A 12,174-nucleotide genomic window follows, 5' to 3' on the forward strand; every position below is an offset into this window, starting at 1 on the left:
GCGCGATCCGGTCAATCAGCCAGCCGTCGACGCCGGGGCCGGAGCGGCCTCGGTTGCAGCCTTCTTGTGGCTGTGATGCTTGTGGTGCGACTTCTTGTGATGATGCATGGCCTTCGGCGCATCAGCTTTGGGGGCCTCGGTCGCAGCCGGTGCGGCGGCCGGAGCCTCGGTGGAGGCGGGAGTCGCCTGCTGCGCCGGAGCCGTGGCAGCCTGGGCCAACACGGAACCGGAAAGCGCCACGCCGGCCACCAGCAGGGAAGCAAACAGAACTTTACGCATCATGATGTCGAGCCTCGGACTAATGAGTTATCGCGAACCCGGCCGGAACCCGGCAACTCGGGTGGCGCGACGAGACCGACGATGCGACGCTTACGGGGTACTGAAACTGAATGAGTTGCGGGATGCGCGGTGCGATGGTCACGCAGGATCTTGACTTTCGCTTCGCTCGACCCTCGTCGTAATTATTTACGAACAGCCAGGCAGGCCTGCAGCAACTGGCCGATCAACGCCTGCACCTCCGGCGCCTTCGCCTCGTCATAGGCGAGGCTCTCCTCGTCCATGTAATTGAGCTGTGCCAGCTCCAGTTGCACGGCCTGCACGCCGACGGACGGACGGCCATAGTGGCGCGTGATATAGCCGCCCTTGAAGCGGCCATTGACGGCAACAGTGAAGCGCGACTGCGCTTCCAGGCAGGCCTGCAACCGCTCCTCCAGCAGCGTGCCGCAGCTCGCCCCGGCTGCCGTACCCAGGTTGAAATCCGGCAACCGGCCCTCGAACAGCATCGGCACCCGGCTGCGGATCGAATGCCCTTCCCATAGCACCGCATGGCCATGCTCGGCGCACAATCTTGCAAGTTCTTGCGATACGGCCTGGTGATAGGGCTGCCAGAAGTCGTTTATTCGCCGTTCAACTTCCGCCCTGTCCGGCTCGCTCCCTTCCAGGTAGAGCGGCTCGCCGTCGAAGCCGATCGCTGGTACCAGGCCGGTTTCACGCTGCCCCGGATACAGCGCATGGCCGTCGGCAGGGCGATTCAGGTCGATCACGTAGCGCGAGGCCCTCGGCCTCAGCACGCTGGCGCCCAGCGACTGCGCCAGCGGCTCGTACAACCGGCCCACATGCCAGTCGGTGTCGGGCGAGCGGCGTGCCGCCGGGTGCATCCGCGCCGCGATGTCCTCGGGAATGAAGCTGCCGTCGTGCGGCAGGCTGATCAACAACGGCACGCGGCCGCGCTGCAGGGAGAAGGTATCCATCGGCTCATTGTAGCCGCAGGGAATTCGCTCCCCGGACTCGCCTCGGCCGTCAGCGCGAGCTTCTTCATCCGGCATCGGACGGGTTGCGACCGTGCTGCCTTCCCGCAAGCTTCGTACGGCAGCGAGAGGATCCGGCCGGCAGCACCAAACCGCTACAGGCGGAAGCGCGCCGGCGCATACGGCGTAGCGTCAATGGCGGCCGGCGCGCCGGCGAGCATCGCCGCGACCAGCTCGCCGGTCGCCGCCGACATGCTGACGCCGAGCATGCCGTGCGCAGTGGCCAGCAGCAGGTTCGACCAGCGCGTGCTGGGCCCGATGATCGGAATCTCGTCCACGCTCATCGGCCGCCAGCCCCACCACTCCTCCTGCAGTTCGGGCCCCTCCGGCTCGTGCAGGCCGGTGGCCGCGCCACGCCGCAAGGCATCGAGCCGGGTGCGGTTGAGGCCTTCGGCGTAACCGGAGAACTCCATCGTGCTGCCCAGCCGGTAGCCGTTGCGCCAGGTGGTGACGCAGACCGACGCCTCGCGCAACACCAGCGCGTGCCGCGGCGCGCGGGCGGGCCGCGCGTAGGTCAGCGAATAACCCTTGCCAGGCTGCATCGGCAGGCGCAGGTCCAGTTGCTTGGCCAGCAGCGGCGACCATGCGCCCAGTGCCAGCACCACCCGCTCGCCCTGGAACGCGCCGCGGCTGCTGTGCACCGTGTCGATGCGGCCCTGGCCGGTGTCGAACCGCTCGATCCGTGCGCCGCTTTCGATCACGCCGCCCAGCTCGACCACCCGCCGCGCCAGCTCGGCCGCGTAGCGGTCCGGCCGCAACCGCGCATCGCCGGGGTGGTACAGGCCGCCGACCACGCCCGGCTTCAGCGCCGGCTCCATCGCCTCGACCTGCCCGCCGCGCAGGCGCTGCACCTCGATGCCGCAGCGTTCCAGCACGGCGACATGCTCGCGTTCGTCGGCCGCCAGTTTTCGCGCGGTGCGGTAGACGTACAACTCACCTTCCTCGGCGAACTCGCAATCAAGCCCTTCCTCGCGAACCAGCTCGGCCAGCAGGCGGCGCGAGCGTTGCAGGATCGCCGCCCGCGCCGTGGCCGCGGCCGCGAAGTCGCGCCAGTTGCAGTGCCGCGCGAAACCCAGCAGCCAGCGCAGCCGCGGCCCGTCGAAGCGGGGGTTGAGATACAACGGAGCATCCGCGCTCAGCATCGAACGCAGCGCCATGCCGACCACTCCCGGCATCGTCAGCGGTGGCGCATGGCTGGGGGTGATCGTGCCGCAATTGCCGTGCGAACTGCCGCAACCGGGCGAGCCCTGTTCCAGCACCCGCACCCGGGCGCCCGCCTTCAGCAGGAACAGCGCACTCGCCAGGCCGATGACGCCGCCGCCGAGGATCAACACTTCGCTGCGCGAACTATTCATGCAGCCATTGTAGCGAGCCGGGCCGGAACAGCCTGACTCCGCACGCTTGCCCGACCGGCGAGTCACGGACGCACCAACCCCGCTTCCTCGCCCGTGCGCCCGGGTCCAGCCGCTCCGTCGCCGAGTACGCCGATTCGGTACTTGCCAGCGGTGGGTCCGGGGTGCAGGCTGGGCGCGGACCATCCCGAGGCTTGGCCATGTCGAACCAGATGCTCCTTCCGCTGGCTTTCATCGCGATATGCCTCGCGGCGGCGGCGATCGGCACCGTGCACGCACAGGATTACAGCCCGGCTGCGGTCGACATGTTCCGCGGCCTGAAACAGCAGCCCAACGACCTGGCCCGCTACGACTACCTGTTTGGCGCGATACCGAGACTCCCGGTCAACGACCAGCAACTGGCGATGCAGATGTTCGCCTCGGTCGAGAACGAACTCGGGCTCTACAACGAGGCCCTTCACGACTTCCCGCTGAAGAGCCGCGTCAAGCCGGACACCACCCTGCCGACGCCGGCCGAATGGAAGGCCGCCGATGCCGCCGAGGTCATTGCCCGGCTGGCCTCCAACCGCCGGCTGGTGCTGGTCAACGAGGCGCACCACGACGCGCATACCCGGCTGCTGACACTGGCGCTGCTGCCCCGCCTGCGCGCGCTCGGCTTCGACTACTTTGCCGTCGAAGCGCTCTCGGGCAAGGACGACCGGCTGGTGCAACGCGGCTATCCGGTCAAGGAAAGCGGCACCATGTACCTGCACGAACCCGTCTACGGCGAGATCGTGCGAACCGCGATCAAGCTGGGCTTCACCCTGGTCGCCTACGATGCGGACGCCGGCGCGACGCAGGACCGCGAGGCCGCACAGGCAAACAATCTCTATCGGGAAGTGTTCGCCAGGGATCCCCACGCCAAACTCTTCGTGCATGCCGGCTACGCGCACATCGACAAGGCAAGGGGGCGTCTCGGCAAGGCCCAGCCCATGGCGATGTACCTGCAGCGGCTGAGCGGCATCGAGCCGTTGTCGATCGACCAGACCCAGTTCCGCGAGCAGATCCCCCCGGAGCAGGACGCCTACCGGCAACTGGTCACGGACTTCCCGTCCGACGGCCCCATCGTGCTGGTCAACCGCGGCACCGGCCAGCCCTGGAGCGCCCAGCCCGACCTGTACGACGTCAACGTGTTGCTGCCCCCGGCCGACACCGGCGGCGTCCAGAGCGGCTTCATCCAGCCCCTGACCACCGTGCACGACGCCGACCGCGACCAGCTCCAGCTGGTGCGCCGCCTCGACAAGCTGCGCCCCGCCTGGCTGATGCTGCACGGCGAACGCACCTCCTATGCCATCGGCACCACGCTGTGCAGGACGACCTTCCCCTGCGTCGTCGACGCCCACTACAGCAACGAGCCCGACGAGGCCATCGCCGCCGACCGCTACGCGTTCATGCAGGGCGATGCGACAAGCCGGCTGTATCTGCGTCCGGGCAACTACCGCCTGCGCGCGCGGGACATCCGCGGCAGGACCTTGTCCCGGCAGGCCATCACCATCGACAAGCGTTGAGGCCATCTCTTGATGCAGGCCGCTGGAATCCCCGCGGCCAAAAGATCCGCACGGTTTCGATCCACGACGGCGATGCACGCGTAACGGTGCTATTCAACTGACACCCTTGCAAACCGGGCCGACGGCGAAAGTTGATGAATTGAATTCAAAAAACACAAAAACAAATTGATTTGCATGTGAATTATTGAATTGATAACCTCGGCGCATTCCACGCCGAGGCTATCTCGTGAGCCCGCAGTCCGTCGTCCGATTCGCCCAGTCGCTGCCACGGCTCGCGTACGCGGCTTGGCTGCTCGCGGCGATCGCGTTGCTGTCCGCCTGCGCCGGCAGTCCGCACCGGCGCCAGCCTGCTGCTGGAACCTCGCATTCGGCGTTGGCCGACCTGCCACCACGCGCGCCCTCCGCCGCCAGCGCCGGCGAGGCGAACGACATCCTGTTCCGCGCGATCGGCCTGGTCGGCACGCCATACCGCTGGGGCGGCAACACCCCCTCCGGCGGCTTCGACTGCAGCGGCCTGGTCGATTACATCTACCGCACCGCCGCCGGCATCAGGTTGCCGCGCACTTCCTCCGACATGGCCACGATGGACGGCCGCAAGGTGCGCCAGATGACCCAGCTGGCCAGCGGCGACCTGGTGTTCTTCGCCATCGGCGGGGCGATCAGCCACGTGGGGGTTTACGTCGGCAAGGGCCGCTTCGTGCATGCGCCGAACAGCGGCGGTACGGTGCGGCTGGACGATATCGACGGACCCTACTGGGGAAGCCACTTCGCTTACGGCAAGCGGGTGCTGGATTGAGGTTGGCTTCCGGTCGCCTTGCGTAACCTGACGAGGTGGCGAACCTCGACTTCCCCCTCCCCTACGGGGGATTCACGGCTATCACGACTCTCCCCCGGGGAGAGCGCAAACGGACAACGGCGCCCGAGGGCGCCGTTGCGGTTTTGCCTTATGGAAGCGCAGTTCAGTGCGCTTCGGCACCTGGCGCGTGGGCGTGGCCGTGCTCGATCTCTTCCTCGGTGGCCTCGCGCACTTCGCCGATGGCGACGTCGAAATGCAGCGTCTTGCCAGCCATCGGGTGGTTCAGGTCCACGTCGATCGCGCTCATGCCGACCTTGTGCACGGTCACCGCGCGCTGCCCGCCGTTCTTCATCTGCAGCACGGTGGTCATGCCGGGCCTGAGGCGACCGGCCTGCGTAAAATATTTCTTCGACATGCGCTGGATCTGGCCTTCCTGACGCTCGCCGTAACCGTCGGCCGGCGCCACGTCCACGCTCAGCGACTCGCCGGCCTCGTGGCCGTCCAGCGCTGCCTCCAACCCCGGAATCAGCTGGCCGTGGCCAAGCAGTATCCACAGTTGCTCGTCGCGATCTTGCGAGCTCTCCACCTTCTCGCCATCCACCGTCAACGTGTAATGGATCGCGATGACCTTGTCCTTGCCAGCCTTCATTGCCTGTCTCGTCAGGGAATCAAACGCCGAATTCTAGCAGCCGGCGGGAGTCTGGAACCGGCATCGCAGATTGTTGCGAGGCAACATTGACTCAATCCACCTCCGCACGTAGTTTCTTGCGGTCCGGCACATGGCGACTCCACGGAAATCGACCGATCGCCGGGCATACCAGACGCATCCGACTCCGGGGGGCCGAGGCGGGCGCCGTCTACACAACACACTTGGGAGGGAAACATCCATGATGCACAAACCACTTGCCGCTGCGCTGCTGGGCGTCATCGCCCTGATCGCGATGTCCGGCGCCGATGCCGCCACCCATACGCGGGTGCAAGCCCAGGCCATGGGCAAGATCACCCCGGCCGCCATGGCCAGCCGCATCGGCCTCGATGCCGGAGCCTCGCTGTCGCCGCGGCTGCAAAGGCCTACCACCCACGGCACGCTGAAGACGCGCGAACAGCAGATGTTCCGGGGCATTCCGGTATACGGCCGCAGCGTCGTGGTCGAACGCGATGCCGGCGGCAACGTGCTCGGCGTGAGCGGCGAGGTATCGCAGGGCATCGGTGCCGACCTCGGCTCGGTCGCACCCGCTATCAGTGCTGCCGGCGCTGCGTCCATTCTGCGCGGGCATGCCGGCCTGCTGCCGCTGGGCATCGGCGTGAACGGCATCCAGGACAGCGACATCCAGAACGTCCGCAGCGACCTGTACGTCTACGCCGAGGGTCCGCGTGCGCGGCTGGCCTACGTCACCTCGTTCTTCGTCGACCGCAGCGGCACGCCCTCGCGCCCCACCGCGATCGTCGACGCCAATACCGGCGAGGTGATCCAGGGCTGGGAAGGCCTGACCACCGGCAAGCCCGGCAGCGGCGGGGGCACCACCGGCACCCCGGCGCTCGCCACCGGCGACGGCGGCAACCTGAAGACCGGCAAGTACGTCTACGGCACCAGCTATGCCGCGCTCGCGGTCACCCAGTCCGGCTCCACGTGCTACATGCAGAACCCGAACGTGGCCACCAACAACATGGCCGGCAGCACCCGCCGGGGCACGCTGTGGAGCTTCATCTGCCCGACCAGCAGCGGCGACGCCGCCAATGGCGCCTACTCGCCGATCAACGACGCGCACCACTTCGGCGGGGTCGTGCACGACATGTACAACAGCTGGTTCAGCGCGCCGCCGCTGAGCTTCGCGCTGGTGATGAACGTGCATTACGGGCGCAACTACGAGAACGCGTTCTGGAACGGCTCGTCGATGAACTTCGGCGACGGCGCCAGCTACTTCTACCCGCTGACCGCGCTCGACGTCACCAGCCATGAGATCAGCCACGGCTTCACCGAGCAGCACTCCGGCCTGCAGTACTCCGGCCAGTCCGGCGGCATGAACGAAGCCTTCTCGGACATGGCCGGCGAAGCGGCCGAGTACTTCGACCGCGGCGGCAACGACTGGCTGGTCGGTGCCGACATCATCAAGAACGGCACCGCGCTGCGCTGGATGTGCACGCCGACCCAGGACGGCCGCTCGATCGACAACGCCGCCAACTTCACCAGCAGCATGGATGTGCACTACTCCAGCGGTGTCTACAACAAGGCCTTCTGCACGCTGGCCAAGACCTCGACCTGGAACACCAGGAAGGCGTTCGAAGTGTTCGAGCGTGCCAACGCGCTGTACTGGACGGCGACCTCGACGTTCAATTCCGGCGCCTGCGGCGTCGCCAGCGCCGCCGGCGACTACGGCTACTCGCGCGCCGATGTGGCGGCGGCCTTCAACGCCGTCGGCGTAACCTGCCAGTAATCGGAGCGGCAGCAACCCGCGAGGGCCGGCCCGCCGGGCTGGCCCTCGTCTCTCGCGCAGACGGAAGTTCGACAACGCCGGCCGCGTCGATGACACTGCACGCGTAATGCAGCCGCGATGGCGCAACGGACCTGCCTCCTGCCGTGGCAGCACCACGGGAAACGTCCGGCCGGAGATCCGGGAGCGCCACCGCAGGAAACCGGAGCCGGATGAACCGTCTTGCCCGCCAGCACATCGCCAACCTGTACGACAGCCGCCTGCAACGATGCTATGTGCGGAGCAAGCTGGCCCGCGACCCGGTCTATGCCGCCGCCACCGCGCTCGTGGCGGGCAGCGCGTTGCCGCTGCTCGACATCGGTTGCGGCATCGGCCTGCTCGGACAGTACCTGCACGCGCACGGACACACCCTGCCCTATCTCGGAGTCGACCATGACCCGCGCAAGATCGCGGCGGGCCAGCGGGCCGTGCAACGCGCCGGGCTGGCCGAGACGATGAGCCTGCTCCGTGCCGACGTGGCGGAGCTGCCGCCGACCTGCGGCCACGTCGCGCTGCTCGACGTGCTGCACTACCTGCCGGCCGGACGCCAGCGCGAACTGCTGCAGGCCGCCACCCGGCACCTCGCGGCACAGGGTCGCCTGGTCATCCGCAACGTGCTGCGCGAGGGCAACTGGCGCTTCCACGCCACCCGGATCGAGGAGTTCTTCCTGTCCAGTTCCGGCTGGATTCCGGGGGGCGCCCAGCACTATCCGACCGTCGACGAAGTATGCGCGCCGCTTGGCGACGCCGGGCTCGACGTGCGCATCGAACCGCTGCGCGGACGCACCCCGTTCAACAGTTACCTGATCGTGGCGCAGGCGATGGACTCCGGCGGCGGACTCCCGCCGTGATCCGGTCAGCCAGCGCGGCGCTGGCCGAAGCCCACGCCGCGCGCCTCCGGTCCCAGCCACAGCAGTACCGCCAGCAACAACGCCACCAGCACCATCCACGATGCCATCGCGAACGCGAGGTCGCCGCCATGGCGCTGCGCCAGCCAGGCCTGCGCGGTGGCAGTGACCGCCGCCAGCAGGTTGCCCATCTGATAGGCAAACCCCGGCAGGGTGCCGCGCACCGCTTCCGGGGACAGCTCGTTCAGATGGGTCGGCACCACGCCCCAGGCACCCTGCACCATCACCTGGATCAGGAAGGCGCCCAGCCCCAGCAGGATCAGCGAGCCGCCGTACATCCACAACGGAATCACCGGTATCGCCAGCAGCGCGGCGATCATCATCGCCCGGCGCCGGCCGATCCGCTCCGACAGCGCCCCGAAATACAGGCCACCCGCCAGCGCGCCGATATTCAGCAGCGCCACCAGCACGAAGGCCGTGGCCGAGCCGGTGGGCAGGTGCAGGTTCACCTCCTCGAAGGTGTGGTACATGTCCTGCGATCCATGGCTGAACATGTTGAACGCCATCATCAGCAGCATCAGATAGATCGCCAGCTTCCAATGCCCGCGCATCGCCTCCAGCAGGCCGGACCGCTTCGCCGCCCGCGCGCCTTCCTTCCATATCGCCGATTCCGGCACCTTGCGACGGATATACAGCACCAGCAGCGCCGGCAGCGCACCGACCACGAACAGGCCGCGCCAGCCGATGTGGTCGATCAGCAGCCAGTTCGCCAGCGCGGCGAGAAAGAAGCCGCACGGATAGCCGCTCTGCAGCAGGCCCGACACCGCGCCGCGGGCCTTCGCCGGTATCGACTCCATCGCCAGCGACGCGCCGATGCCCCACTCGCCGCCCATCGCGACGCCAAACAGGAAGCGCAGCACCAGCAAGGCAGTCAGCGAGGAGGCGAACGCCGTGGCGAGCTCGAACAGCGAGAACAGCACCACGTCGAGCATCAGGATCGGCCGTCGTCCGAAGCGGTCGGCCAGCCGCCCGAACAGCAGCGCACCCAGCGGCCGCGCCGCCAGGGTCAGGAACAACGCGTAGGTGATCCTGGCCGTACCCACGTCGAACTCCTTCGCCACGCTGACGATGACGAAGGTCAGCAGGAAATAGTCGAACGCATCCAGCGTCCAGCCCAGGAAACTCGCCAGTACCGTGTGCCGCTGGGTGGCATCGAGTTCACGCAGGGGGGCAAGCAGGGACATCGGTCTCTCCTCGAACGGGGCGTCGCGCAGCGGGGGTGCCGGCGCCGATGGTACTGTGCCGAAGGTGCAGGCTGCCGACTGGCGGGTCCGGCGGATCCGGCGGATCCGCATCGTTTCGACGTCGGTCCGGTCGTGACGCGGCTGCCTCGCCGGATCGATATCCGCGCACCGTTCAGCCCGATGCCGCGACATCGCACGGTGCGCCGGCAAATCGGCTATACTTGCCGGCGCAGTCATCACCTTGGCTGCTGCGACGCACCGTCGCCCCCTTTCCCTTGATCTGCAACACGGTATGAACACTCCGGGTTGCTCAGGAGTGTTACATGTCCTTCGATTCGCTGGGCCTTGCGCCCGCGTTGCTGCGTGCGCTTGCCGAATACGGCTACACCCAGCCCACCCCGATCCAGGCCGCCGCGATCCCCGCCGTGCTGGAAGGCCACGACCTGCTCGCCGCCGCGCAGACCGGCACCGGCAAGACCGCCGCGTTCGCGCTGCCACTGCTGCAGAAGCTGTCGACCAGCGGCCAGACCATGACCCGCCGCCCGCGTGCGCTGATCCTTACCCCGACCCGTGAGCTGGCCGCGCAGATCCACGAGAACATGCGCGACTACGGCAAGCACATCCACGTCAGCGCCACCACCATCTTCGGCGGCGTCGGCATGGGGCCGCAGATCAATGCGCTGCGCCGCGGCGTGGACGTCGTCATCGCCACTCCCGGCCGGCTGATCGACCACATGCAGCAGCGCACGCTGGATCTGTCCGCGGTGGAGACGCTGATCCTCGACGAAGCCGATCGCATGCTCGACATGGGCTTCCTGCCCGCGCTGAAGCGCATCCTGCAGTCGGTGCCGAAGCGCCGCCAGACCCTGCTGTTCTCGGCCACCTTCGCGCCAGCGATCAAGACGCTGGCGATGGAGTTCATGCACAGCCCGAAGGAGATCTCGGTCTCCGCCCCGAACACCGTCACCACCCTGGTCAGCCACCAGGTGCATCCGGTCGACGCGTCGCGCAAGCGCGACCTGCTGCTGCACGTGCTGTCGCAGGACAGCCGCCGCCAGTCGCTGGTGTTCAGCCGCACCAAGCACGGCGCCGACAAGCTGGTCACCTTCCTCAACGCCTCCGGCCTGCGCGCTGCCGCGATCCACGGCAACAAGAGCCAGAACGCCCGCACCCGCGCCCTCAGCGATTTCAAGAGCGGCCGCGTCACGGTGATGGTCGCCACCGATATCGCCGCCCGCGGCATCGACATCGAGCAGCTGCCGATCGTGATCAACTTCGACCTGCCCTCGGTGGCCGAGGATTACGTGCACCGGATCGGCCGCACCGGTCGTGCCGGCATGGAAGGTCTGGCGCTGTCGCTGGTCAGCCACGACGAAAGCGGCCTGCTGTTCGACATCCGCAAGCTGCTGAAGCAGGACATCGCGATCACGCCGGTCGCCGGCTACGAGCCGTCCGCACCGCTGCGTCTGGATGCCGGTGCGCCGCGTCCGAAGCAGGGCGGCGGCGGCCAGCGCCAGCAGCAGCGGGCGCCTCGACAGGGCAAGCCCGCCGGCGCGGCACGGCCGAGCGGCTACGCGCCGCAGGGCCGTGGCGAACACGCCGCCGGCAACCAGCGCCGCCGCTCGAACCGCCGCCCGGCCGCCAAGGCCTGATCCTGGTACCCGGCAAAACGGGGCAGCCTTTCGCGGCGGCTACAGCAGGTCCAGCGCCGCCGCGTGATGGCGCAAGTGGTCGTCGATGAAGCTGGCGATGAACCAGTAGCTGTGGTCGTAGCCGGCATGCCGGCGCAGCAGCAGCGACTGCCCCGCCTCGGCACAGGCCTGGTCGAACAGCTCGGGTTTCAGCTGCGCTTCCAGGAACCGGTCGGCCTCGCCCTGGTCGATCAGGATGGTGCCGGGAAAGGTCTGCCGCCGCACCAGTTCGCAGGCGTCGTAGCCGGCCCACGCCGCCGGATCGTCGCCGAGATAACGCGGCAGTGCCTTCCGGCCCCATGGCACCTGGCTGGGCGCCACGATCGGCGCGAACGCCGATACCGAGCGGTAGCACGCGGGATGCTTCAGCGCGATGGTCAGGGCGCCGTGGCCGCCCATCGAGTGGCCGCACAGGCCGCTGCGGGTGGTGTCCACCGGGAACCCCGCGGCGATCAGCGCGGGCAGTTCGTCCGCCACGTAACTGTGCATGCGGAAGCGCGCGGACCACGGCGCGACGGTGGCATCGACATAGAAACCCGCGCCCTCGCCGAACTCCCAGTCGCCGGTGGCGCCATCGATGCCGGTATCTCGCGGACTGGTGTCGGGCATCACCAGCACCAGGCCCAGCTCGGCGGCCAGCCGCTGCGCGCCGGCCTTGATCGCGGCGGTTTCCTCGGTGCAGGTGAGTCCCGCCAGGCAGTACAGCACAGGGCACCTGCCCCGCGCCGCCTGCGGCGGCTGGTACACGGCGAAGCGCATCGGCCCCGCGCAACTCGTCGACGCGTGCCGATAGAAGCCCTGCACGCCGCCAAAACAGACCTGCTCGGAAAGAATCTCGATGCCGTTCATCACCACCTGCCCGGACCAACGCCAATGCCGATCATAAACCGCCCGGCCAGGCGCGCCGGTGCGATGCGA

General features: G+C 68.0%; 11 protein-coding genes. 5 read left to right on the forward strand and 6 right to left on the reverse strand.

Annotated features, from left to right (window positions below; all coding sequences use genetic code 11):
* Positions 1 to 15: 15 nt before the first annotated feature.
* The 3 genes from DEO45_RS04845 to DEO45_RS04855 form a co-directional block, all read right to left on the reverse strand.
* Positions 16 to 282, reverse strand: a complete 267-nt coding sequence (locus tag DEO45_RS04845; RefSeq protein ID WP_223250787.1) for a hypothetical protein — start codon at positions 280 to 282, stop codon at positions 16 to 18.
* A 179-nt stretch (positions 283 to 461) separates the two neighbouring features.
* Positions 462 to 1,250, reverse strand: coding sequence for an N-formylglutamate deformylase (gene hutG, locus DEO45_RS04850; protein WP_114341150.1), 789 nt, complete (start codon positions 1,248 to 1,250; stop codon positions 462 to 464).
* Between the two features lie 152 nt (positions 1,251 to 1,402).
* A complete protein-coding gene (locus tag DEO45_RS04855) occupies positions 1,403 to 2,662 on the reverse strand; it encodes an NAD(P)/FAD-dependent oxidoreductase (protein WP_114341151.1) in 1,260 nt (419 codons plus the stop codon).
* 197 nt (positions 2,663 to 2,859) lie between these two features.
* Here DEO45_RS04855 and DEO45_RS04860 point away from each other — a divergent pair, with 197 nt between their 5' ends.
* Together DEO45_RS04860 and DEO45_RS04865 are read left to right on the forward strand one after the other, a co-directional pair.
* Positions 2,860 to 4,206 (forward strand): hypothetical protein, encoded by a 1,347-nt coding sequence (locus tag DEO45_RS04860; protein ID WP_114341152.1) that lies wholly within the window; start codon positions 2,860 to 2,862, stop codon positions 4,204 to 4,206.
* Positions 4,207 to 4,468: 262 nt separating this feature from the next.
* Positions 4,469 to 5,002, forward strand: coding sequence for a C40 family peptidase (locus tag DEO45_RS04865; RefSeq protein ID WP_428992426.1), 534 nt, complete (start codon positions 4,469 to 4,471; stop codon positions 5,000 to 5,002).
* A 163-nt stretch (positions 5,003 to 5,165) separates the two neighbouring features.
* On the opposite strand, the gene DEO45_RS04870 is transcribed toward DEO45_RS04865, so the two are convergent.
* Entirely contained in the window at positions 5,166 to 5,651 is a 486-nt protein-coding gene (locus DEO45_RS04870) for an FKBP-type peptidyl-prolyl cis-trans isomerase (RefSeq protein WP_114341154.1), read from the reverse strand.
* A 238-nt stretch (positions 5,652 to 5,889) separates the two neighbouring features.
* On the opposite strand from DEO45_RS04870, the gene DEO45_RS04875 reads away from it, so the two are divergent.
* On the forward strand, positions 5,890 to 7,437 hold the full coding sequence (locus DEO45_RS04875) for a M4 family metallopeptidase (RefSeq protein WP_114341155.1): 1,548 nt from the start codon (positions 5,890 to 5,892) through the stop codon (positions 7,435 to 7,437).
* A gap of 209 nt (positions 7,438 to 7,646) precedes the next feature.
* Complete coding sequence (locus DEO45_RS04880) at positions 7,647 to 8,324, forward strand: class I SAM-dependent methyltransferase (RefSeq protein WP_114341156.1); 678 nt, start codon at positions 7,647 to 7,649, stop codon at positions 8,322 to 8,324.
* Positions 8,325 to 8,329: 5 nt separating this feature from the next.
* Here DEO45_RS04880 and DEO45_RS04885 read toward each other — a convergent pair whose 3' ends face one another.
* Positions 8,330 to 9,565 carry an MFS transporter gene (locus DEO45_RS04885; RefSeq protein WP_114341157.1) on the reverse strand — a complete coding sequence of 412 codons (1,236 nt, stop codon included), beginning with the start codon at positions 9,563 to 9,565 and terminating at the stop codon, positions 8,330 to 8,332.
* A 323-nt stretch (positions 9,566 to 9,888) separates the two neighbouring features.
* On the opposite strand from DEO45_RS04885, the gene DEO45_RS04890 reads away from it, so the two are divergent.
* On the forward strand, positions 9,889 to 11,217 hold the full coding sequence (locus tag DEO45_RS04890; protein WP_114341158.1) for a DEAD/DEAH box helicase: 1,329 nt from the start codon (positions 9,889 to 9,891) through the stop codon (positions 11,215 to 11,217).
* A 39-nt stretch (positions 11,218 to 11,256) separates the two neighbouring features.
* Here the strand turns inward: DEO45_RS04890 and fghA are convergent, their stop codons facing one another.
* Positions 11,257 to 12,105 carry an S-formylglutathione hydrolase gene (gene fghA, locus DEO45_RS04895; RefSeq protein WP_114341159.1) on the reverse strand — a complete coding sequence of 283 codons (849 nt, stop codon included), beginning with the start codon at positions 12,103 to 12,105 and terminating at the stop codon, positions 11,257 to 11,259.
* Positions 12,106 to 12,174 lie beyond the last annotated feature (69 nt).

Source organism: Rhodanobacter denitrificans (genome assembly GCF_003335105.1).
Classification (GTDB): Bacteria; Pseudomonadota; Gammaproteobacteria; order Xanthomonadales; family Rhodanobacteraceae; genus Rhodanobacter; species Rhodanobacter denitrificans_A.